This window comes from Pseudomonas sp. NFPP04 (assembly GCF_900113815.1).
GTDB classification, from domain to species: domain Bacteria; phylum Pseudomonadota; class Gammaproteobacteria; order Pseudomonadales; family Pseudomonadaceae; genus Aquipseudomonas; species Aquipseudomonas extremorientalis.
Genome location: NZ_FOQS01000010.1, coordinates 62,017 through 84,004, shown reverse-complemented (window position 1 = coordinate 84,004; position 21,988 = coordinate 62,017). Strand labels below are relative to the sequence as shown.

Genomic DNA, 21,988 nt, shown 5'->3' with positions numbered 1-21,988 from the left:
AGCGTCTATGCGACGCCAGCTATAGTCGCTGGCAAATTGCCCCCACTCAATCAGCAACCTTCTCGAACAACAAGGAATGAGCAGTGAAAAAACTCCTTAGCGCCTCTCTTCTGGCCGCCGGCCTTGCCCTGGCGGGCGCCGTCCAGGCTGCCCCCGTCACACTGCTCAACGTCTCCTACGACGTGATGCGCGACTTCTACAAGGACTACAACGCCGCCTTCCAGAAACACTGGGAAGCCGAGCACCCGAACGACAAACTGACGCTGCAGATGTCCTTCGGTGGCTCCAGCAAGCAAGCACGCTCGGTCATCGACGGCCTCCCGGCCGATGTGATCACCATGAACATGGCCACCGACATCAACGCCCTGGTGGACAACGGCAAACTGGTGCCGGACAACTGGGTCACCCGCCTGCCGAACAACAGCGCGCCGTTCACCTCGGCCACCGTTTTCATCGTGCGCAAAGGCAACCCCAAAGCCCTGAAAGACTGGCCGGACCTGTTGAAGGATGGCGTTCAAGTGATCGTGCCCAACCCGAAAACCTCGGGTAATGGCCGCTACACCTACCTGTCGGCCTGGGGTTATGTGCTGAAGAACGGCGGTGACGAAAACAAGGCCAAGGCCTTTGTTGGCAAGCTGTTCAAGCAAGCGCCGGTACTGGACACCGGTGGCCGTGCCGCCACCACCACCTTCATGACCAACCAGATCGGCGACGTGCTGGTGACCTTCGAGAACGAAGCGGAAATGATCGCCCGCGAATTCGGCCGTGATCAGTTCGAAGTGATTTACCCGAGCGTCTCCGCCGAAGCCGAGCCGCCGGTGTCGGTGGTCGACAAAGTGGTCGAGAAGAAAGGCACCCGCGTGGCGGCCGAAGACTACCTGAAGTACCTGTGGTCGCCGGAAGGCCAGGAAATCGCGGCCAACAACTACCTGCGCCCGCGTGATCCGAAGGTGCTGGCCAAGTACACCGACCGGTTCCCGAAAGTCGACTTCCTGTCGGTGGAGAAGACCTTTGGTGACTGGCGTACCGTGCAGAAGACCCACTTCAATGATGGTGGGGTGTTCGACCAGATCTACAGCGGCCAGTAATTGATATGTGGGAGGGGCAAGCCCCCTCCCACATTTGGCTCTGTGTCTGGCCGTTACATCGGTGGTGTCACGCCATCCTTACCGGCGGAGATTGCCTGGGCCGTGATCGTCCCATCCGCGCCCTGCGCGGCAAACAGCACCACCTTCACGCCCGGCTTGAGCAGGCTGCGGTCACCCGGCTCCAGGTTCACGATCGGCACATCTTCCGGCACCACGATCTTCTGCTCGCCGCCTTTGTATTTCACCGTCAGCGTGCGCCCGTTGCTCACTACCAGGTCGCCGACGGTGCCGTTGGTCATGCTGCTGCCTTCTTTCAAATCAAACGCGCGGTGCCCGTCGCCGGTGCCGGCCATGGCTGGCGGGAACACGTGCACTTCCAGCGCGGTAAGGCTGCCATCGTCGTTGGGCATCGCGGCCGAGCCGATGTAGCTGCCCGGCTTGATCTCATCGATTTCGGCCAGGGTGACCGCGCGCACCTGGGTGTCTTTGGTCAAGTGCACGACCACCTCTTCGCCGCTGTTGACCTTGACGTGCATCGCATCGCCGTCCATCGCCGTGATGGCGCCGCGTACGCCCATGCGAGGTGTCTCGGCAGCCTGGGCCAGGCCCACGGCCATGGCGGCGGCCAGCGTGGAAGCCAGGAGCATCTTGTTCAACGTGATCTTCATTGCAATGGATTTCCTGTTTCAGCAGTGGTGCCTGAATGTATCATCAGCCTTCGCGCAGAAAGTTAACGATTCACTCATCATTACCGGGCATGAGTGTTATCACTGCCAGCGGCCTACCCGGGCTACGGTGTTGTCTTTAGGCTCGCCCCACTTCCTTCGCTTTTATGAGAACACCATGAACGCTACTTCCCACGCTACAAGCACCATGACCCGGAGCATGGTGATGCTGTTTGCGTTTTGCTGCGGCGCCATCGTTGCCAACATCTACTACGCGCAACCCATCATCGAGCTGATCGCGCCGGACATCGGCCTTACGCCGGCCATGGCCAGCCTGATCGTTTCACTGACGCAAATCGGCTACGCCCTGGGGCTGTTTTTCCTGGTACCCCTGGGCGACCTGTTGGAAAACCGCAAGCTGATGATCGCCACTACCGTGATCGCTATCGCCAGCCTGCTGGGCGCAGCGGTCACCGAGCAGCCGAACCTGTTCCTGCTGGTGTCGCTGCTGATCGGCTTCAGTTCGGTGTCGGTGCAGATCCTGATTCCGCTGGCCGCGCACCTGGCGCCCGCCGAATCCCGGGGCCGTGTGGTCGGCAGCATCATGGGTGGCCTGTTGCTGGGCATCCTGCTGGCGCGGCCGGTGTCCAGCGTGGTCGCGGACCACTTCGGCTGGCGGGCGATGTTCATGGCGGCGGCGGCGCTGATGGCGTTTATCAGTGTGGTGTTGATGCTGACCATTCCCAAGCGTCAGCCGGATCACTCTGCCAGCTATGGTCAACTGCTGCGCTCCCTCGGCACCTTGCTGCGTGAGCAACCGGTTCTGCGTCAACGGGCGTTCTACCAGGGCTGCATGTTTGCCACCTTCAGCCTGTTCTGGACCGCCGCCCCACTGGAACTGGCGCGTAACCATGGCCTGAGCCAAAGCGAGATCGCCCTGTTCGCCCTGGTCGGCGCACTGGGCGCCATAGCCGCACCCATCGCCGGTCGCCTGGCCGATGCCGGTCACACCCACCGCGCTTCGCTGCTGGCCATGTTGTTCGCCGCGTTGAGCTTCCTGCCGGCCTTCGTGCACCCGCTGTACAGCGTGATTGGCCTGGCCGTGACTGGCGTGGTCCTGGACTTCTGCGTGCAGATGAACATGGTGCTCGGCCAGCGCGCCATCTACGCCCTCGACGCCAACAGCCGCAGCCGCCTGAACGCGCTGTACATGACCAGCATCTTCATCGGCGGTGCCTTCGGCTCGGCGATTGCCAGCAGCGTGTATGAACACGGCGGCTGGCTGGGTGTAATGCTGGTGGGCAGTGCGTTCCCCTTGATCGCGCTATTACGGTTCCTGAGCGCTTCACGCGAAGCCTCGGTGGCCACTGCCTGAGGCGCTTGTTTCGCTATGCCAAAGCCGTCCGCCAGCAATGACGGACGGCTTTGACTGGATGCCGTTTCAAACGGCGACGCGCCTTTTGCAGGACCATCAGTTACGTCGGGATAACTGCTGATCGTAGGCCTGGTTCACCTTCATACCCACCACGTCTGCGGCGCTTATCACGTTAGGGCTATTGACGACAAAATCACTGCATTTGTCCCCGTCCAGGTCAACGGCTACCCAGTACAGGCCATCACAGCCTGATTTCATGATGAATGCCTCACCGGCCTTTCCCGTGAACCTGTCTACCTGTGTCAGCGAAACACCCGACTTTTCAAGCATCCTGGATAAATCGATTTTATCCTTGCCACTGGTGAAATCCTCCAAGGTGTCGACCTTTTGGCAGTTCGATTCAGAAGCCGAACTGTAAGAGTGCGTTTTGCCGCCCCCCTGCTCTTTTGCTGCGTTCTCTCTTTTAGTCCTCGGCGGGCTGGGCTCTGGTTCCGGAGCTGTCGTCAAATCGGGCTCTGGTTCAATTGAGGTGGGAGGTTCAGGGTTGACCATCAAATCCTTGTAGTGGATTTTCCCGTTACAGCTCACCAGAAAATCAGGCTTCCCATTACCTGTAAGGTCAAGCGCCAGGCGTCCCTGCCCGTTGCTCGCGTCGTGGCTCAATACCGCCTCGCCCGCACGCCCGCTGAATCGGTCAACAATGTAGAGGACCTTCACAGCAGCGCGCTTCAATAGCGTGGAGATGTCGACTCTGTCAGTACCGCTGGCAAAATCCATGATCAAATCAGGGGACTCAGGCGTGGAGTCTGCGATGCTGTCATAGACAAACGTATCCGCACCGCCGCCGCCCTCGAGCTTGTCCGCCCCGCCACCGCCCTTGAGGCGGTTGCCGATAGGGTTACCGATCAGGCTGTCATCACTGGAACCACCCACCGCATTTTCCAACGTGACGCCCTTGGCGATGGAGACGTTGTTTTTCAGGCCGCCAACATCCGAAAAGGACTCAGCATTCAGATTGATTTTCTGTTTCTGGCGGAAACCGGAAAAGTCCAGGGTATCGGTTCCACCTGCATCCCAGACGCAAAAAACAGGTTTGTCCTTGGCGCTCTTCAGGCTGTAGAAATCTCGACCGGTGTTGGAGTTGAAGCCGTAGACCGTGTTGGTTTTTCGGGTGTGGGTGTTCGCCCCGTACAACCTCTGCGCAGCGGCGATATCGTGCATCATGGGGGCCGCGATTTTTTTGCCGCCGTAAGGATAATCGCCAAAGGATGAATCGTGGTAGCTCATGGCGGTGTAGGTGGTTGAGTCCTCTCGGTAAGCCGGACCGTCGTCGTGGGGATGCTCAAGACCGATGGAATGGCCAATTTCATGGACTGTTACCTTATCAAACAAAGTCCCGTGTTCCAGCTTTCCATCAGCCCCCTGAGTGCCGATGTCGACCGTACCGATCGAAAAGCTATTGGGCAGACTCGCTACTCCCCCTCTATCTCCCGCTAAGGGTGAGATATGGAGGGAGGCATCGGCCCCCTTGGCATTTTCCTTGAACGACAGGTTGGTCACCTCCGCCCAGGACCGAAGCCCCTCCTTGATCCGCGATTTCTGGTGAGGGGTGAATCTGGAATCCAAGGTATACGAAAGATCTATTTTTCCGTCGTTATTCCGATCTTGCCATTTGTAACCGCCTCGCGTGAGATGTTTCGCCGCTTGATCCGTCGTGTATGAAGTGGGATGGCCATCTGTTTTTAAATTGTCAGAACCCATAATCCTGCTACTGCTCGCAACAGGGGAAACATTTGATATCTTCATGAGCAACTCGCTAGACTTTTAAAAAAGGAAACAACAACTAATACTCACACCAGTTACTTGCAAACAAACAAACCATGAACACACAAGCAAAATCGCACAGAGAAGTACGCCAAGCAAGTACGTGAGTCATACCAACTGAAACGCCGTGCATGCGCCATAAACAAACCTATAAAAATTCACACTCCAATACTTGCAATTGACAACAGTTTCCAAGCGTTCACCGGAACCAGCTGAATATCCAGTTCGCGAAGCGCGAGACCCCTGAAACGATCTGTTTGCCCACCCGCGATCCAAACCAGGGTGTGGGCCCGGGCGTTGAAAGCGGATCCGGCTCTGAAGTCGAGTCAAGCACAGGATCCTGTTCAGGCTCCGGCGCGGGGTCAGTGGCTGGAGTGGACGTCACCGCCACGACCTCTCTCTCACCGCTCCAGATCACATCTTCCTGTTTGATTTGGCCTTGGCTGCTGATCAACAGATCTGCCGTACCATCTCCCGTGGTATCCACCGCCAGTGTGGAGCGCCCGGTTGCCGTGTCATGCCTGAGCACCGCGTCGCCGGCACGACCACTGAAGCTATCCGTGAAGTTCAGCGACGTGAGCCCCGCCTCGCGCAGTACGCCGGCCACGTCAATTTTGTCGCTACCGCTGGTGAAGTCCTGAATAAAGTCGGGAGCCTGGGGCGTTGAGTCGCTGACGCGGTCGTATACAAAGGTGTCGGCGCCGGCACCGCCGCGCAGCGTGTCGCTGCCGCCAGCCCCTTTCAAGCGGTTATTGGCGCTGTTACCCGTCAACACATCGCTGTTGGAGCCCCCAATAGCGTTCTCAACGATCACGCCCTTGGCGATCGACACATTACCCCGCAGCCCCCCCACATCGGAAAACGCCTCGGCATTGAGGTTGATGTTTTGTTTATTGCCAAAGCCGGAAAAATCCAGGGTGTCCTCGCCTCCACCATCCCAGACGCAGAAGACGGGCTTGTCGCGGGCGCTCTTGAGGCTGTAGTGCGCACGATCGGTGTTGGAGTTGAACCCATACACGGTATCGGTGGCACGGGTGCGCGTATTCGCCCCGTATGAGCGCTGGAGCGCCGCGATATCGTCCATCATGGGCGCTGCGGGTTGTTGTTCGTTGAAGTCATGCCCCGGTTGCTTGCGCTCCGACCAATAGCTCATGACACTGCGGGCCTTGGTGTCCTGCGTATAATCGGCATTGGCCTCGTAAGTGCCACCGCCGTCGTAACCGCCCGGATGTTGCAGGCCCAGGGTGTGCCCCAACTCATGGGCCAACAGGAACATGAAATGACTGCCCACTCCAGGATTGGCGCCCGCGCCTGCCGTCCCAACTTTCGCCGTTACGTTCGATTGGTATCGGTTGGGAAATTCTCCGTGGCCCGACCAGGAGCCTGGCATGCCTCTGATGACGATAGAGCCATCGACCTGGGCACCGTTTTCAACAAAGGAAATGTTGGCGACATCGGCATAAGCCTTCAATGCCTGCCTGGCGCGCTCTTTCTGGGCCGCAGTAAAGACGCCGGAAAAACTAAAGCCCACCACGACTTTATTGTCTCGATCTCGATCATGAAACTTGAAGTTACCTCGAGTGATATGTTTCGCTGCCTGCGCGGTGCTGAGCGACCTCTTTTTGCTGGTCCAGTACGAGGCGCCGTTATCGAACGCAGACAAAAGGGAATGCGACGAGTGAACAGGGGGTTGCTGTGAAGTTTGTCGGACAGGAAAGTGCATGATCATGAATACTCTGAACAGTGAACAGCCATTCGTCCATGTATGAGAAATACCAATGCTGACCAGTCCATTGGCAGGCGATTAAATTCTCAAATTAACGACACCTTCACCAGCGCGAGTTATTTTCAACGATACTTAATAAACACACCTGCAAAGAAAACACATAAAATCACTTAACAACCGATCACCTCCGAAATACCAACAACACTATGAAGTTGATTTTTCAAGGAAAAAATCTTGTAAAACACCCCCTTAACTTAATCAAAATCTTAATTTCAAACATGAGGAAACTCACTCAAACATGCCTGAAAAAAAGGCGGGTAGAAAAACCGTGCTCATCCGACAATGCATGCGCCCCCTCCTGACACCGCCTGATCGCCCTAGGATCGCACCAGTTTTTCCAGCGCCGCGTCCGCCAGGAATGACGAGCGGCTTTTGACCTTGTGCTCCCGCACATAGCGGTCGATGCGCTGGATGACATAACCGGGCAGGGTCACATTGACCTTCTCGGTCTTACCCAGGTAGGGCGTGACGTCCAACTCCAACATGCCCCAGCCCATCCCGGCGTAGTCCTCATGGGCATGATAACGGGCGACCGACGTTGGCATCGGAATCGTCCCACCTTCTGCGGCGATCTCTTGCAGCATGATGTGCGCAACTTCCACGGCGGCTTTGTAGGCCTCTTCAAAACTGTCCCCGGCGGTGACTGCACCGGGGATATCGGGGATCTGGATACCGGTGGCGGTGAAGTCATCGCCCCATTCGATACAGATTGGGTATTGCATGAATGCTCTCCTTAAAAATCAAACAGCCCGGCGCGTTTCCTGATGCTTCTGAGGGTGCCCAGTGGCAGGTCCTTCTTGGGGTGGGGTACCGGGATTGTGTACGGGCTATAACGATGGATAAAAATGTGATGACTGCCCGTTACCCGATCCAAAACCCAACCCGCCTCTTGCAGTTCCTTGATCAATAGCCTGCTTTGCACCCCAGCCTCCTTGGCTTGGCCCGAATAAAAGTAACTCTAGAGTTATCTTTACTCAAGCACAAAATGCGCATGTCTGACTGACGGCTGTTTTACCGAATATTGAAAACTCAACGGCTCACCACGGGAAACGCATGACACCGCTAGCCCAGCGCCTTAGGCTTGAGCGCCGCCCAGTCAACAGGAACATCCGATGGACCGTCTCACTGCCATGGAAACCTTCGTTCACGTCGTCGAGACCGGCTCCTTCTCGGCCGCCGCCAAACGACTGGGCGTAGGCCAGCCCGCCGTTTCCAAAAGCATCGCGCAGTTGGAAGCCCGCCTGGCCGTGCGGTTGTTACTGCGCTCGACCAGGGGCCTGACCCCTACCGAGGCAGGCCTGGCATTTTTCGAGAAAGCCAAGAGCGCCATTTTCGAAGCCGACGAAGCTGACGAGGCCGCCCGTGGCGCAGGCGCTGGCTTGACGGGCAACCTGCGGGTCAGCGCCGGCGTGACGTTCTCCCGCATGCGGATCATTCCCAACCTGGGACCGTTCCTGGACCAACACCCCGGCCTGAACATCGACGTGTTGCTTGACGACCGCCTCCTCAACCTGGTTGAAGACGGCATCGACGTTGCTCTGCGTATCGGCAACCTGAGCGATTCCGGCCTCACTGCTCGCCGGCTTGGCCAAAGCCCGAGCCGGGTGTTCGGTACACCGGCCTACTTCGAACGTTTCGGCGAGCCACAAAGCCCGGCGGATATCCTCAACCACCAGGCCGTGATCTACAGCCTCGGGGAAAGCCCGCTCTGGTCGTTCAAACAAGGCCCCCACGAACACACCATTGCCGCTCGCGGGCGCTTGCGTGTCACCTCTTCCGAAGGCTTGCGCGCAGGCGTACTCGCCCACCATGGCCTGGCGATGACGTCCGAATGGATGTTCTCGCCGGAATTGGCCAGGGGGGAGGTGAAAGCTGTGTTGACCGATTGGGAACTGCCTCCCAAGGATCTCTGGGCGGTATTGCCGACGGGTCGGATGCCGAGTGCCAAGGCCAAGGCGTTTATCAGCTATGTTGAAGGGTTAATGACCTAGCGCCATCCGTAGGCCGGTGCAGCGCGAGGTCAAGCGCATGCCGAATGCCCGTGGTCGAGGCAGCACAGCAGGCGCTCGACCGTGTGGTCCAGCGGCCCGGAGTTATCCAGCACGAACAACCCCGCGCCATTACCGGCGATCAGCTCGGCGGTGAACCGCGCATTGCGTGCCAGGCGCGCTTCGATATCCGCCAACGCCTCACGGCCCCGTGCGATCAAGCGTTGGCGCAACACGGCCTGGTCCACCGTCAACAGCAACACCAGCGACGTCGGATAGCGCTCGCGGGTCTGCGCCAGGTGTGCACGGGAGCCGTTGACCAGTACGTCGTCCCCCGCTGCCAGCCAGTCGTCAATCACCCTGGGAATGCCGTAGGACAAGCCATTCGCCTGCCAACTGAGGGCAAACGCACCCTCGGCCTGCATCTGCGCAAACCGCTCCGGGCTCACCCCTTGCGCCGCTTCGCCCACCGACTCCGGCGAGCGAGTGATCACGCGGCGTACAATGCGGCAGCCGCGCTCGGCTAAACGTGGGCGTGCGGCATCCAGCAGGCTGTCCTTGCCCGAGCCCGAAGGCCCGATGAGATAGATCAACCTGCCTGGCATCAGAACACCCTCTTCGCTTGTCGTCATACGTATGCGCTACAGGCGACCCTTCGCGGCTGCGGGCCTGGACCCGGTCTTCGCGCGGGCCGAGGGCAGTCTCGCCACGGTCCTTCAGCCCTGCCGCTAAGTATATCCAGCAAGCCCCCGGCCGCCAGGCCGGAGGCAGTCACATTACCGGAGAGCGACGCGTCGCGCACCACGTTCGGCGCCCCCCCTCGACACTTTCATGTTCAGCGTCTGGCAGCCCTTCGCCGCCTCAGGCGTAGTGGGGTGCCGCATTCTTTCCATCGGGGGCAAGCCCCCTCCCACCTTTCTTTGATCTCCAGTGTTTGAAAGAGCGGATTTCAAAGCGCAAAAAAAGGCGACCTGTGTAATAGGTCGCCTTTTGTCATTGCGCGTACTGCTTGCTCAACCCCGGCGGCACACCCTGCACATCGGTGTCTTCCCACGGCCCGTTCGGGCTGATCGAGCGGCTCCAGCCGTTGCTCCAGCGGTAATACGTGCGCTGGCGATAGAAGGTGTCGGGCTGGTCGTCCAGTACATACACCTGCATCTTGCCGTCCCAGTGGCTGGCAGCGCCTGGAGGTGGCGCAAACGTCGGCGACTTGGTCGGCACGGGCTTCGGCGGCGGGGTCACCGGGCCGGACGGTTTGGTGCTCGGTTGGGTCGACGGGGACGGTGGAATGGTCGGGCCGGTAGGTGCCGGAGGTGGGCGGTGGACCGCACAAGCGCTCAGGCCCAATACCAGGCTGAGCAGGGTGATGCGTGCAAATGCGGTCATGGGCGTTTCCTCGATTTACTGGTCCGGACTGTCGATGGTCAGCTGCTGCAAGGCAGTGGTACTGCTGGCCAGGGGTTGGCTGCGGCCGATCCACTCGCCAGTGGTCGGCTGACCGGCCCGGGATATGCGCGCAACCAGTTGGACTTCGGGGAAGTTGGACAGTTTCAATTGCGGCATCATCGCGTCGGCATCGCCCAGTTCGACGGTGATCGGCAGTTCGGCGACAGTGACGCGCTTGGCCGCCAAGGGGGCCGGCGGGCCACTGACGGCGCGAGCGAAGATGAACACGCTGTCGGTGGGCAGGGCTTTGGCCTTCGCCTCGGCGGACAGGTCCACGCGGACTTTCATCACGGTCTTTTGCGCAACCGTGCCGCCGCTTTCCTTGAGCTTCTCGGCCGCGCGGTCGATACCGCCTTGCAGGGCGGCGCGGGAGTTGTCTTGCGGTGGCAGTTGGGCCAGCAATCGATTCCAGTAGTCGATCGCCTCTTGATAACGCTGACCTTCAAAGGCGGCGATACCCAGCAGGCCGAGGCTGGTGACTTCCTTCGGATCGAGCTTCAAGGCTTCGTCGGTCAGGGCCTGGACCTTGGGCGACCACTGTTTGTTGTCGGCAAAGTACTGCGCCTGGGCCCACTGGCCGAGCAACTCCGGTTGACGCCCGGCCAGGGCCACGGTGCGCTCGAAGACTTTAGCGGCATCGGCGGAGCGGTCCTGGGCCATGTAGGCGCGACCGAGGAAGTACAGGCCTTCCGCCGAATCAGGCTGGGCAGCGGCGGCCCGTTCCAGGCGCTGGGTCATGTCTTCCATGGACACCGGCGGCTGGGAGAATTCGCGGGTCAGTTCGACCTTGTCGCTGGCCCCATAGTGCAAGTACAGGGCAACGCCAAGGACCGGCACCAGAAACGCCGCCAACAAGGGCAGCGGCTTGCCCAGGCGCGACTCACGGGGCTTTTCCACGCCTTCGGTATCGGCCAGCAATTCGCGGGCAGCTTCGGCGCGGCCGGTGTCGAGTTGCGCAGGATTCAATACGCCTTCGTCCTGCTGCACTTGCAGCTCGGCGACGCGTTCCTGGTACAGCGCCACGTTCAGCGCGGTGCGGTCCTCTTCACGTTGGGCACGGCGGCCGCGCAGGACAGGGATCAACAGGAAACTCAGGGCAATCAGAAGCAGCAGGCCGGCTGCGAGCCAGAAATCAATCATCAGTCTTGGTGTCCAGCAATTGGTCGAGGCGTTTACGCTCATCCAGGGACAGCGCGTCGGAACCATCGGTTGGCGCGGCGCGGCGGCGGCGCACGATCACGGCCATTACGACAACGCCGGCCAGCAACAGCCCGGCAGGGCCGAACCAGAGCAGCGCGGTCTTGCCGGTGAGGGCCGGTTTGTAGCGCACGAAATCACCGTAGCGGTCGACCATGAAATCGATGATCTGCTGGTTGTCCTTGCCCTCCCCCAGCATGCGGAAAATCTCTTTGCGCAGGTCGGCGGCAATCGGCGCGTTTGAGTCGGCGATGTCCTGGTTCTGGCACTTGGGGCAGCGCAGTTCCTTCGTCAGGTCGCGAAAACGCTCGCGCTCGGCGTCGTTGGCGAATTCGTAGGTGTCGATGGCGGCGTGGGCCACACCGGCCAATCCGAGCGCCAGGACCGCAGCAGCTAACAGACGCTTCATGGCTTGGCCTCATCGACCAGGGCCTGGTACTTGGCGGCCAGTTGCTCGCGCCAGACCACCTCGTCGATCACGCCGACGTACTTGTCGCGGATCACGCCCTTGGCATCGATAAAGAAGGTTTCCGGAGCGCCGTAAACACCGAGGTTCAGACCGAGGTTGCCGTCTTCATCGCGGATATCCAACTGGTACGGGTTATGGAACTCCGCCAGCCATTTCAAGGCGGCGGCATTGTCGTCCTTGTAGTTGATGCCGTAGATCACCACGCCCTTCTCGGCCAGCTTGTTCAGCACCGGGTGTTCGACGCGGCAGGAGATGCACCAGGTGCCCCACACGTTGACCAGCGCCGGTTTGCCCAGCAGGTCGGCCTGGGTCAGGGTCTTGTCGCCCTGCACGGTCGGCAGGCTGAACGCCGGGAACTGTTTGCCGATCATCGCCGAAGGCAGCTCGGCCGGGTCCAGGTACAGCCCGCGATACAGGAATACCGCCACCACCAGAAACATCGCCAGCGGTACCACCATCAACCAACGCTTCATGCCGCCGCTCCTTGCAGGCCGAGAGCTTCACGCACCCGGCTTTTCACTTTGACCCGATAACGCCGGTCCAGCGCGGCGAGCAAACCACCAAAGCCCGTGAGCAAACCGCCGAACCAGATCCAGCGCACAAACGGCTTCACATGCACCCGCACGGCCCAGGCGCCGTCGCCCAGCGGTTCACCCAATGCGACGTAGAGGTCACGGGTGAAACCTGCGTCAATCCCGGCTTCGGTCATCATCGAGCTCTGCACGGTGTACAGGCGTTTTTCCGGGTGCAGCACCGCCACCTCCTTGCCGTTGCGCACGACGCGCACGGTGCCTTTGTCGGAGGTGAAGTTCGGCCCTTCGAAGTGCCTGGCGCCTTCGAAGATGAAGTGGTAACCGGCCAGGTCCATGGACTCGCCCGGCGCCAAGCGCAGGTCGCGTTCAGCGCTGTTCTGGCTGGACAGCACCACACCGAGGGCGCACACGGCGATGCCAATGTGGGCGACCTGCATGCCCCAGTAGCTGCGGGTCAGGGTTGGCAGGCCCTTGAGCAGGCCTTTGTGGCGGGTTTTGTCGAAGATATCGCGCACGCCGGCCAGCAACACCCAGGCGGCGAGCAGGAAGGTGGCGAGCACCGCCCAGTTGAAGTCGCCGTAGGCAACCCCGGCGATCACCGCCAGGGCCACACTGCCCAGCAGAACCGGCATCAGCATGCCGGCCAGCCATTTGACCGGGGTGTCTTTCCAGCGCACCAGCACGCCGACCGCCATTACCACCATCAGCAGGCCCATCAGTGGGATGAACAATGCGTTGAAGTACGGCGGGCCGACCGACAATTTGGCGCCACTCAGGGCATCCAGCACCAGCGGATACAAGGTGCCGAGCAGGATCATCGACGCGGCTACCACCAGCACCAGGTTATTGCCCAGCAGCAGGGTTTCCCGCGACCATAGGTTGAAGCCGACCTGGCTCTTGACCACCGGGGCGCGCAGGGCGAACAGGGTCAGGGAGCCGCCGACCACAAACAGCAGGAAGATCAGGATGAACACGCCGCGCTCCGGGTCGGACGCAAACGCATGCACCGACGTCAGCACCCCCGAACGCACGAGGAAGGTGCCGAGCAGGCTGAGGGAAAACGCGGCGATGGCCAACAACACGGTCCAGCTCTTGAACACGCCACGCTTCTCGGTGACGGCCAGCGAGTGAATCAGCGCCGTACCCACCAGCCATGGCATGAAGGAGGCGTTTTCCACCGGGTCCCAGAACCACCAACCGCCCCAGCCGAGTTCGTAGTAAGCCCACCACGAACCCAGGGTGATGCCGATCCCGAGGAACGCCCAGGCGACGATGGTCCAGGGCCGCGACCAGCGCGCCCAGGCCGCATCGAGGCGCCCACCCAGCAAGGCGGCAATGGCGAAGGCAAAAGCCACGGAGAAACCCACGTAGCCCATGTAGAGCATCGGCGGGTGCACAATCAGGCCGATGTCTTGCAGCAAAGGGTTGAGGTCATGCCCGTCCGCCGGGATCTGCGGCAGGATGCGGCTGAACGGGTTGGAGGTCATGATCAGGAACAACAGGAAGCCGATGCTGATCATGCCCATCACCGCCAGCACCCGGGCCAGCATCACTTGCGGCAGTTGGCGCGAGAACACCGACACGGCAAAGGTCCAGCCGCCGAGGATCAGCGCCCACAGCAGCAGCGAGCCTTCGTGGGCGCCCCACACGGCGCTGAACTTGAAGTACCAGGGCAACGCGCTGTTGGAGTTGTTGGCCACATAGGCGACGGAAAAGTCGTCGGTCATGAAGGCATAGGTCAGGCAGCCAAACGCGAACAGCAGGAAAGCAAACTGGCCCCAGGCCGCCGGCTGCGCCAGGCTCATCCACAAACGGTCGCCACGCCAGGCACCGAGCAACGGCACCACGGCCTGGACGATGGCAAAGCACAGGGCGAGGATCATCGCCAACTGGCCCAACTCCGGAATAAACAGTGCGGACGTCATGGCTTAGCCCTCCTTGGCAGGTGTTGGAGCCGACTGGCCGCTGTCTTTCAACGCCTTGGTGACTTCCGGCGGCATGTATTTCTCATCGTGCTTGGCCAGCACTTCATCAGCCACCACTACACCATCCGCGTTGAGCTTGCCCAGGGCGACGATGCCCTGGCCTTCGCGGAACAGGTCCGGGAGGATGCCGCGGTAGGTGATGGTCACGGCTTTATTGAAGTCGGTGACCACGAAGGTGACGTCGAGGGAGTCGGCAGAGCGTTTCAGCGAGCCCTTCTCCACCATGCCGCCGGCGCGAATCCGCGTGTCCACCGGCGCTTCGCCGTTGGCGATCTGAGTCGGGGTGTAGAACAGGTTGATGTTCTGTTGCAAGGCGCTCAAGGCAAGGCCCACGGCAATGCCGACGCCCACCAGGATGGCAAGGATGATCAACAGACGCTTTCTACGCAGCGGATTCACTTTTCGGTCTCCCGGCGCAGACGACGCGCCTCTTGTTGCAGGTAACGCTTGCGGGCCAGGATCGGCGCGGCGACGTTGAGGGCCAGCACCGCCAGGCAGATGCCATAGGCGGTCCAGACGTACAGGCCGTGATGGCCCATGGCGAGAAACTCGCTGAAAGAAGCAAAACTCATCCACGCGCTCCCAGGCTGCTTTGCACTTCGGCCTTGACCCAACTGGTACGGGCTTCACGCTTGAGCACTTCGAGGCGCATGCGCAGCAGCAGCACGGCGCCGAAGAAGCAGTAGAACCCCAGCACCATCAGCAGCAGCGGCGCCCACATCTCTACCGGCATCGCCGGTTTTTCGGTGAGGGTGAAGGTGGCGCCCTGGTGCAGGGTGTTCCACCACTCCACCGAGTATTTGATGATCGGGATGTTGATCACGCCGACAATCGCCAGCACCGCGCAAGCCTTGGCGGCGCTGTCACGATTGCTGATCGCGTTGCCCAGGGCAATCAGACCGAAGTACAGGAACAGCAGGATCAACATGGACGTTAGTCGCGCATCCCACACCCACCACGAGCCCCAGGTGGGTTTGCCCCAGATCGCGCCGGTGACCAGCGCCACGGCGGTCATCCAGGCGCCGATGGGCGCGGCGCATTGCAGGGCCACATCCGCGAGCTTCATCTTCCACACCAGGCCGACGATGCCGCACACCGCCAGCATCACGTAGCAGGACTGGGCCAGCATCGCGGCAGGTACGTGGATATAAATGATGCGAAAGCTGTTGCCTTGCTGGTAATCCGGCGGCGCGAAGGCCAGGCCCCAGACCAGGCCGATGCCGATCAGCAACACGGCGGCTACGCTCAACCACGGCAACAGCTTGCCGCTGATGCCATAGAACCATTTGGGCGAGCCGAGCTTGTGAAACCAGGTCCAGTTCATTGCTGTTTCCATCACGGTTGCTTTTCGTCGTTGCGAAAAGCTTAGGGTCTTTACTGGTTAAGACAACGCTTAACCAGACCTCATTATTCGCCGACGCTGATCTTCAGGCCGGCCGCTATAGCAAAGGGTGTCAGGGTGACCGCCAGGGCGGTCAGGCTACCCAGCCACAACAGGTAACCGGTCGCCGGCATGCCCATGAGCGCGGCTTGCAAGGCACCGCTGCCCAGGATCAATACCGGGATGTACAAAGGCAGAATCAACAGGGCCAGCAGCAGGCCGCCCCGCTTCAAACCCACGGTCAATGCCGCGCCTACCGCGCCCAACAGGCTGAGCACCGGCGTACCGAGCAACAGGCTCAGCAGCAGGATCGGCAGGCATTCGGTGGGCAACCCGAGCATCATCGCCAGCAGCGGCGAGAGCAAGACTAGCGCGAGGCCGGAAAAAGCCCAGTGTGCCAGTACCTTGGCCAGAACCAGAAGTGGCAGGGGGTGCGACGAAAGGACCCACTGTTCCAGGGAACCGTCTTCGAAATCACTGCGAAACAGCCCGTCCAGCGAGAGCAGGACCGATAAAAGCGCGGCCACCCACACCAGTCCTGGGGACAAGGTTTGCAACAGTTTAGTCTCGGGGCCAACCGCCAGCGGGAACAGCGCGATGACAATCGCGAAGAACACCAGCGGGTTAGCCAGTTCGGCGGGGCGACGGCAGAGCAAGCGTGCTTCGCGGGCAACCAACAGGCCGAATACGCTCATAGCGACCACCGCCCCAGGTCCAAGTCACGATAACCGGCGGGCACGCGATTAAGGGTGTGATGAGTGGTGAGAACGACCAGACCGCCCTGCTCGCAATGCCGGGCCAGGTGCTCTTCCAACTGGGCGACGCCCTGTTTATCGAGGGCGGTGAAGGGTTCGTCGAGAATCCACAGCGGCGGGCCGGGCAGATACAAACGCGCCAGGGCCACGCGGCGCTGCTGGCCGGCGGACAAGGTGTGACAGGGAACGTCCTCGAAACCCTTCAGGCCGACAGCGGCCAGGGCCTGCCAGATGGCATCGCGGGAAGCGGGATGATGCAGGGCGCTGAGCCAACTGAGGTTTTCCTCGGCGGTCAGTACGTCCTTGATGCCGGCGGCGTGGCCGATCCACACCAGGTTGCGGGCAAGTTCGCTGCGTTGTTCGTTGAGGGGCTTGCCGTTGAGTCGAACCTCACCGGCGGTCGGCTGCATCAGCCCGGCCAGCAGGCGCAGCAAACTGGTCTTGCCGCTGCCGTTGGGGCCGCTGATCTGCACCATGTCGCCGCCCTTGAGCCGCAGTTCGAGGTGCTCGAACAGCAGGCGCAGGTCGCGTTCACAGGCAAGCGCTACGGCTTCAAGAAGAGGGCTGGTCAAAAGATCGCGGGCCTTTACGGTTCAAGTCGGCGGTGCAGCGGCCGTTAAAGAGAAATGCACAATAACGGCTTTGGCGACCGATTTTAGAGAGCTGGATCAAATAGTTGTGAGGTTTTTACCGCTCTCGTTGCAGACGGGCGGCATTATACATGTGATGCCCTACTCTAAAGAGGGCAATTTCCCCAGAGACGACGCGCGCGATGACCGGTGAGATCAACCTTCCTACGCTTGCACCCGCCCCGACAGCCGGGCCTGGCCCCGCACCCGCGGCCGGCGAGCTGCTGAAACTGCTGGAGCCGCAGATCGGCCTGATCGACCCTGGCAAAACCGCGAACGCTGAAGTCATCGCCCTGAAACAAGGCGGGGAAGCCTTCCAGTTGCTGCTCAAATTGACCCTGGAAGGCGGCCGCCAGACCCTGGTACAGGCCAGCAGCCCCCAACCACTGCCGCTGGGCAGCAATGTGGCAGTGAGCCAGACGACTGCGGGCAACCTGACCCTCAGCCTGCAGCAGGCCTTGAGCGCCAATGTCGCCGCCCTCACCCGCATTGACACAAACCAGATGCCGGTAGGCACGCTGTTGCAGGCCAAGGTGCTGACCACCCAGATACTGCCCCAGGGCACGGCGCAGCCGGCGATCTACCGCTCGCTGGTCACTGTGCTCAACAACGCCCTGGCGGGCGCGACCCTGACCGTGGAAAGCCCTCAGCCCCTGCGCGTCGGCAGCCTGCTCAGCGCCGTGGTGCAGAACGCGCAGACCCTGAGCTTTGTGCCGCTGAGCGGGCTCAAGGATCAACTGGCCGTCAGCCAGCAACTGTCGACCCAACAGAGTCGCCAGGGCTCGCTGGATGCAGTCGTCACCGCCCTGCAAAACCTGCCACGCGGCGACAGTACTTCCGCCGACCTGCGCGCCGCCGCCGACCGCCTGCTGGCTGCCCTGCCGGACCTGGCGCAGGTCAGCAACCCCAAGGTACTGGCGCAAGTCATCCAGAACAGCGGCGCCTTCCTTGAAGCCAAGCTGCTCGCCGGGCAGAACCCGCAAATTCCGCCGTTGGACATGAAGGGTGCGTTGCTGCGCCTGGTCGCGGACCTGTTGCCTGCCCTGCCCGCCAGCACCAACATGACAGCGATCCTCGCCGCCAACACCCTGGCCCAGGCGCTGCCCAACTTCGTGCGCAGCCCTTTGAATACCCTCGGCCAAGTCAGCGCCCGCCAGATACCTGCCAGCTTCCCGCTGCCTGAACGGCTGATGGCGAAACTGGAAGGCGAAGGCGACCTGGAAAACCTGCTGCGCCTGGCCGCCGGAGCCATCTCACGCCTACAAAGCCATCAGCTGTCGAGCCTGGAACAGACCGGCACGACTGCCGACGGCCGCTTGCAAACCACCTGGCAACTGGAAATCCCCATGCGCACGTTGCAGGACATCGTGCCGTTGCAGGTCAAGTTCCAGCGCGAAGAACCGGCACCGGACAAGGACCAGCCCGAACGCAAGGAGAAAAAGGACGCCAAGCAGATGCTCTGGCGCGTCGAACTGGCTTTCGACATGGAGCCGCTCGGGCCGTTGCAGGTCCAGGCACAATTGAGCCAGGGCAAACTCTCCAGCCAGCTGTGGGCCTCCCGCCCCTTCACCGCCAGCCTGATCGAAAGCCACCTGGGCACCCTGCGCGAACGCCTGGTGACCTCGGGCATCAATGTCGGCGACCTCGATTGCCACCTCGGCATCCCACCGCGCGGGCCGAAAACCGGACTGGAACAACGCTGGGTGGATGAAACCGCATGAAGAACCCGACACCGCCGCGCCAGGCGATTGCCCTCAAGTACGACGGCCAGCAGGCACCCACGCTGACGGCCAAGGGCGATGACGCCCTGGCCGAAGCAATCCTGAAGCTGGCGCGGGAAAATGAAGTACCGATCTACGAAAACGCCGAACTGGTCAAGCTGCTGGCACGGATGGAGCTGGGCGACAGTATTCCCGAGGAGCTGTACCGCACGATTGCCGAGATCATTGCGTTTGCCTGGACGTTGAAGGGCAAGTTCCCGGTGGGGTATGACCCGGATGCGGGGCCGGTGGAGCGCGACATCACCGAACGCGGCGACGATTACTGAGGCATATGAAGATCCAAATGTGGGAGGGGGGCTTGCCCTCTCCCATATTTGGATTGGGGTCAGTTCAGGACTTCACTGAGCGGGATGAAGTTGACCCGATCGCCGATCGCCAGCGTCGTGCCTTCCAACACCTCGACAAACCCCTCCGCCCACGCCGCGCTGCGCAGTACACCGGAGCTCTGGTTGCGGTAGATGATCGCCTTGCCCTGTTCGATGCGACCACGCAGGTACTCGCGGCGGTTGCCAGGTTTAGGCCAGGTGAAGCCCACCGGCACTTCGAAACGCAACGGCTCGACATCCTGCACACCTTGGCGGCGCAGCAGATAAGGCCGGGCCAACAGCGCAAAGGTCACCAGCGTCGACGCCGGATTGCCTGGCAGGCCGATCACCGGCACGCCACGAAAATGCCCGAACGTCAGCGGCTTGCCCGGTTTGATCGCCAGTTTCCACAGGGCCAGTTCGCCCTCTTCGCGCAGGGCAATGCCGAGGAAATCCGCCTCGCCCACCGACACGCCGCCGGTTGACAGGATCAGGTCGACACTGCCCAGGTCGCCCAGGCGCGTACGGGTTTGCTCAAGGTCGTCGGGCAGGATGCCGGCGTCGATCACTTCACAACCAATACGGGTCAACCACGAGCACAGCACCCGCCGATTGCTGTTGTAGATCTGTCCCGGCCCCAGTGGCTGGCCCGGCTCGATCAATTCGTCACCGGTGGACAGCACCGCCACACGCGGGCGGCGCACCACGTCCAGGCGGTCACGACCCAGGGAGGCGGCAAGTCCGAGTTCAATCGGACCCAGGCGCGTACCTGCCGACAAAACCAGCTCGCCTGCAGTGGTTTCCTGGCCTTGTGGACGGATGTTCTGGTCGAGGTGCAGGGGTTCGGTGAAGCTCACGCGCTCGTCGGCATGGACCACGGCGTTTTCCTGCATCTCCACGCAGTCGGCGCCTTCGGGTACCGGGGCGCCGGTAAAGATGCGCGCGCAGGTGCCCGCAGCCAAGGGTTGCGGCGCCTGGCCTGCGAAGATGCGCTGACTGACCACCAGGGGCTCGCCGGTCCAGTCCGACAGACGCACGGCATAGCCGTCCATGGCGCTGTTCGGCCAGGGTGGCAGGTCGAGGGTGGAGACCAGGTCCAAGGCCAATACACGCCCGTCGCAGTGCGCAAGGGGCAAGGTTTCCTGCTCGCGGATCGGTGCGGCTTCAGCCATGGCCAGCAGTTGCGCCAACGCGTCTTCCACCGGCATCAGGGCGCCGGTCTTGCCCGGCTTACCCACGGGATTCACAGGGCTCGGCCTGTTTCAGGTGCGGGACGAAGTTGCATGGGCGGTGACGGTTGTCCAATTGCTCGGCGAGGATACCGTCCCAACCGGTGCGCACGGCATTGGTGGAACCTGGCAGGCAGCACACCAGGGTGCCATTGGCCAGGCCGGCCAGGGCGCGGGACTGCACCGTAGAGGTGCCGATGTCCGCCACGGAGATCTGGCGGAACAGTTCGCCAAAACCATCGACCTGCTTGTCCAGCAGGCAGCTCACGGCTTCGGGGGTGCTGTCACGGCCGGTAAAGCCGGTGCCGCCGGTGATCAGCACGACTTGCACCACGTCTTCGGCGATCCAGTGGGCGACCTGGGCGCGGATCTTGTAGAGGTCGTCCTTGAGCAGCACGCGTTCGGCCAGGTTATGGCCGGCAGCGGTGAGGCGGTCGACAAAGACCTGGCCGGAGGTATCGGTGTCGAGGGTGCGGGTGTCGCTGACGGTCAATACAGCGATATTCAGAGGTACGAAGGGCGCATCTGCCTTGGCTTTCATGGCACGGTCCGGTTGTCGAAGGAACAGCCCGATGTTATATCACAGCCCCCCCTTTTACTGCCGCTGCGGAACCGCCATGCCTATCGATTCATCATCACTGCCCTGTTCGGTCTTGCTGCTGTCCGGTGGGCGTGGCCAGCGCATGGGCGGCCAGGACAAAGGTCTGCTGGAATGGCATGGCCAGCCCTTGATCGCCCATCTGCAGCGCCTGGTGCGGCCGCTGACGGATGACCTGATCATCTCGTGCAACCGCAACCTGGAGCACTACGCCGCGTACGCCGACCAACTGGTGAACGACGACAGCCCGGATTTTCCCGGCCCGCTTGCCGGTATCCGCGCAGGACTCGCCGCCGCGCGCCACACACACCTGTTGATACTGCCGTGCGATGTGCCGCATATCGACGCAGGGTTGCTCGCCGGCCTGTGTGACACTGCACGGCGCAACCCTCGGCTGCCGGTGATGGTACGCCATGGTGAGTTCTGGGAGCCGCTGATCTGCATCCTCCCCACCGCCCTGCGGGACGCGGTGGAGAGCGCCTGGCAAGCCGGTGAGCGCAGCCCGCGCAAGCTCTTCCTGCAACTGGGCGGCGTGGGCCTGGAGTGCCCGGCGGATGACCCGCGCCTGGCCAACCTTAATACGCCGGAGCTGTTACAGACGCGCCCGGGCGTGTCAGAATGAACCTCGCACCCGGAACTTTGTCGACGCCGTGAGCGTCACAAGGTCAGCTATTCAAAAGAATTATCTCGGAGACAAACTCATGACTCAACGGACCATCGCCGCTCTCATGCTTGCACTGGGCCTCGCCACCCTCGCCGGTTGTGCCTCGCCGACAGTGATCACCCTGAATGACGGTCGCGAAATCCAGGCCGTCGACACCCCTAAATACAACGAAGATTCGGGTTTCTACGAATTCGAACAGCTTGACGGCAAGCGCACCCGCATCAACAAAGATCAGGTTCGCACCGTCAAAGACTTGTAAGTCTTAGCGTTTGCCATCAAGGCCCGCCTCG

General features: G+C 61.4%; 25 protein-coding genes. 7 read left to right on the top strand and 18 right to left on the bottom strand.

Annotation, left to right across the window (positions count from 1 at the left end):
* Positions 1 to 83 precede the first annotated feature (83 nt).
* On the top strand, positions 84 to 1,088 hold the full coding sequence (locus tag BM017_RS20585) for a sulfate ABC transporter substrate-binding protein (protein ID WP_071488477.1): 1,005 nt from the start codon (positions 84 to 86) through the stop codon (positions 1,086 to 1,088).
* A 53-nt stretch (positions 1,089 to 1,141) separates the two neighbouring features.
* On the opposite strand, the gene BM017_RS20580 is transcribed toward BM017_RS20585, so the two are convergent.
* Positions 1,142 to 1,756: a DUF5666 domain-containing protein gene (locus BM017_RS20580; RefSeq protein ID WP_092247788.1), complete on the bottom strand. Its 615-nt coding sequence runs from the start codon at positions 1,754 to 1,756 to the stop codon at positions 1,142 to 1,144.
* A gap of 175 nt (positions 1,757 to 1,931) precedes the next feature.
* Here BM017_RS20580 and BM017_RS20575 point away from each other — a divergent pair, with 175 nt between their 5' ends.
* On the top strand, positions 1,932 to 3,128 hold the full coding sequence (locus BM017_RS20575) for an MFS transporter (RefSeq protein WP_092247785.1): 1,197 nt from the start codon (positions 1,932 to 1,934) through the stop codon (positions 3,126 to 3,128).
* Positions 3,129 to 3,224: 96 nt separating this feature from the next.
* Here the strand turns inward: BM017_RS20575 and BM017_RS20570 are convergent, their stop codons facing one another.
* The 4 genes from BM017_RS20570 to BM017_RS20555 form a co-directional block, all read right to left on the bottom strand.
* Positions 3,225 to 4,934: a M10 family metallopeptidase C-terminal domain-containing protein gene (locus tag BM017_RS20570; protein WP_139216870.1), complete on the bottom strand. Its 1,710-nt coding sequence runs from the start codon at positions 4,932 to 4,934 to the stop codon at positions 3,225 to 3,227.
* 217 nt (positions 4,935 to 5,151) lie between these two features.
* Positions 5,152 to 6,681, bottom strand: coding sequence for a M10 family metallopeptidase C-terminal domain-containing protein (locus BM017_RS20565; RefSeq protein ID WP_256575654.1), 1,530 nt, complete (start codon positions 6,679 to 6,681; stop codon positions 5,152 to 5,154).
* Positions 6,682 to 7,055: 374 nt separating this feature from the next.
* Entirely contained in the window at positions 7,056 to 7,460 is a 405-nt protein-coding gene (locus BM017_RS20560; protein ID WP_092247779.1) for a type II toxin-antitoxin system HicB family antitoxin, read from the bottom strand.
* A gap of 11 nt (positions 7,461 to 7,471) precedes the next feature.
* On the bottom strand, positions 7,472 to 7,660 hold the full coding sequence (locus tag BM017_RS20555) for a type II toxin-antitoxin system HicA family toxin (RefSeq protein ID WP_092247776.1): 189 nt from the start codon (positions 7,658 to 7,660) through the stop codon (positions 7,472 to 7,474).
* Positions 7,661 to 7,850: 190 nt separating this feature from the next.
* Here BM017_RS20555 and BM017_RS20550 point away from each other — a divergent pair, with 190 nt between their 5' ends.
* Positions 7,851 to 8,729 (top strand): LysR family transcriptional regulator, encoded by an 879-nt coding sequence (locus tag BM017_RS20550; RefSeq protein ID WP_092247774.1) that lies wholly within the window; start codon positions 7,851 to 7,853, stop codon positions 8,727 to 8,729.
* Between the two features lie 29 nt (positions 8,730 to 8,758).
* Here BM017_RS20550 and phnN read toward each other — a convergent pair whose 3' ends face one another.
* The 11 genes from phnN to ccmA form a co-directional block, all read right to left on the bottom strand.
* The gene (phnN, locus tag BM017_RS20545; protein WP_092247771.1) at positions 8,759 to 9,331 is read right to left on the bottom strand and encodes a phosphonate metabolism protein/1,5-bisphosphokinase (PRPP-forming) PhnN; all 573 of its coding nucleotides are present in this window, start codon (positions 9,329 to 9,331) and stop codon (positions 8,759 to 8,761) included.
* Between the two features lie 388 nt (positions 9,332 to 9,719).
* Positions 9,720 to 10,112 (bottom strand): hypothetical protein, encoded by a 393-nt coding sequence (locus BM017_RS20535; protein ID WP_071488485.1) that lies wholly within the window; start codon positions 10,110 to 10,112, stop codon positions 9,720 to 9,722.
* 15 nt (positions 10,113 to 10,127) lie between these two features.
* Positions 10,128 to 11,312 (bottom strand): c-type cytochrome biogenesis protein CcmI, encoded by a 1,185-nt coding sequence (gene ccmI / locus BM017_RS20530; protein WP_092247768.1) that lies wholly within the window; start codon positions 11,310 to 11,312, stop codon positions 10,128 to 10,130.
* Complete coding sequence (locus BM017_RS20525; RefSeq protein WP_071488487.1) at positions 11,305 to 11,778, bottom strand: cytochrome c-type biogenesis protein; 474 nt, start codon at positions 11,776 to 11,778, stop codon at positions 11,305 to 11,307. The genes ccmI and BM017_RS20525 overlap by 8 nt, the downstream gene beginning before the upstream one ends.
* On the bottom strand, positions 11,775 to 12,311 hold the full coding sequence (locus BM017_RS20520) for a DsbE family thiol:disulfide interchange protein (RefSeq protein WP_071488488.1): 537 nt from the start codon (positions 12,309 to 12,311) through the stop codon (positions 11,775 to 11,777). The genes BM017_RS20525 and BM017_RS20520 overlap by 4 nt, the downstream gene beginning before the upstream one ends.
* Positions 12,308 to 14,296: a heme lyase CcmF/NrfE family subunit gene (locus tag BM017_RS20515; RefSeq protein ID WP_092247765.1), complete on the bottom strand. Its 1,989-nt coding sequence runs from the start codon at positions 14,294 to 14,296 to the stop codon at positions 12,308 to 12,310. Before BM017_RS20515 ends, BM017_RS20520 begins: the two co-directional genes overlap by 4 nt.
* A 3-nt stretch (positions 14,297 to 14,299) precedes the next feature.
* Positions 14,300 to 14,755, bottom strand: a complete 456-nt coding sequence (ccmE, locus tag BM017_RS20510) for a cytochrome c maturation protein CcmE (RefSeq protein ID WP_092247762.1) — start codon at positions 14,753 to 14,755, stop codon at positions 14,300 to 14,302.
* Positions 14,752 to 14,928 (bottom strand): heme exporter protein CcmD, encoded by a 177-nt coding sequence (gene ccmD, locus BM017_RS20505; protein ID WP_061435869.1) that lies wholly within the window; start codon positions 14,926 to 14,928, stop codon positions 14,752 to 14,754. The genes ccmE and ccmD overlap by 4 nt, the downstream gene beginning before the upstream one ends.
* Positions 14,925 to 15,680, bottom strand: coding sequence for a heme ABC transporter permease (locus BM017_RS20500; RefSeq protein ID WP_071488491.1), 756 nt, complete (start codon positions 15,678 to 15,680; stop codon positions 14,925 to 14,927). The genes ccmD and BM017_RS20500 overlap by 4 nt, the downstream gene beginning before the upstream one ends.
* Before the next feature lie 83 nt (positions 15,681 to 15,763).
* Positions 15,764 to 16,432, bottom strand: a complete 669-nt coding sequence (gene ccmB, locus BM017_RS20495) for a heme exporter protein CcmB (protein ID WP_092247759.1) — start codon at positions 16,430 to 16,432, stop codon at positions 15,764 to 15,766.
* Positions 16,429 to 17,064 carry a cytochrome c biogenesis heme-transporting ATPase CcmA gene (gene ccmA / locus BM017_RS20490; protein WP_092247756.1) on the bottom strand — a complete coding sequence of 212 codons (636 nt, stop codon included), beginning with the start codon at positions 17,062 to 17,064 and terminating at the stop codon, positions 16,429 to 16,431. Before ccmA ends, ccmB begins: the two co-directional genes overlap by 4 nt.
* A 200-nt stretch (positions 17,065 to 17,264) precedes the next feature.
* Between ccmA and BM017_RS20485 the strand changes: the two genes are divergently transcribed.
* On the top strand, positions 17,265 to 18,842 hold the full coding sequence (locus BM017_RS20485) for a flagellar hook-length control protein FliK (protein WP_092247753.1): 1,578 nt from the start codon (positions 17,265 to 17,267) through the stop codon (positions 18,840 to 18,842).
* Positions 18,839 to 19,168 carry an EscU/YscU/HrcU family type III secretion system export apparatus switch protein gene (locus BM017_RS20480; protein WP_092247750.1) on the top strand — a complete coding sequence of 110 codons (330 nt, stop codon included), beginning with the start codon at positions 18,839 to 18,841 and terminating at the stop codon, positions 19,166 to 19,168. Before BM017_RS20485 ends, BM017_RS20480 begins: the two co-directional genes overlap by 4 nt.
* Positions 19,169 to 19,227: 59 nt before the next feature.
* On the opposite strand, the gene glp is transcribed toward BM017_RS20480, so the two are convergent.
* Together glp and moaB are read right to left on the bottom strand one after the other, a co-directional pair.
* A complete protein-coding gene (glp, locus tag BM017_RS20475; RefSeq protein WP_092247747.1) occupies positions 19,228 to 20,454 on the bottom strand; it encodes a molybdopterin molybdotransferase MoeA in 1,227 nt (408 codons plus the stop codon).
* Positions 20,438 to 20,977, bottom strand: coding sequence for a molybdenum cofactor biosynthesis protein B (moaB, locus tag BM017_RS20470; protein ID WP_056857153.1), 540 nt, complete (start codon positions 20,975 to 20,977; stop codon positions 20,438 to 20,440). The genes glp and moaB overlap by 17 nt, the downstream gene beginning before the upstream one ends.
* Before the next feature lie 76 nt (positions 20,978 to 21,053).
* Here moaB and mobA point away from each other — a divergent pair, with 76 nt between their 5' ends.
* Complete coding sequence (gene mobA, locus BM017_RS20465) at positions 21,054 to 21,656, top strand: molybdenum cofactor guanylyltransferase MobA (protein ID WP_092247744.1); 603 nt, start codon at positions 21,054 to 21,056, stop codon at positions 21,654 to 21,656.
* 79 nt (positions 21,657 to 21,735) lie between these two features.
* Positions 21,736 to 21,957 carry a YgdI/YgdR family lipoprotein gene (locus BM017_RS20460; protein WP_010211805.1) on the top strand — a complete coding sequence of 74 codons (222 nt, stop codon included), beginning with the start codon at positions 21,736 to 21,738 and terminating at the stop codon, positions 21,955 to 21,957.
* Positions 21,958 to 21,988 lie beyond the last annotated feature (31 nt).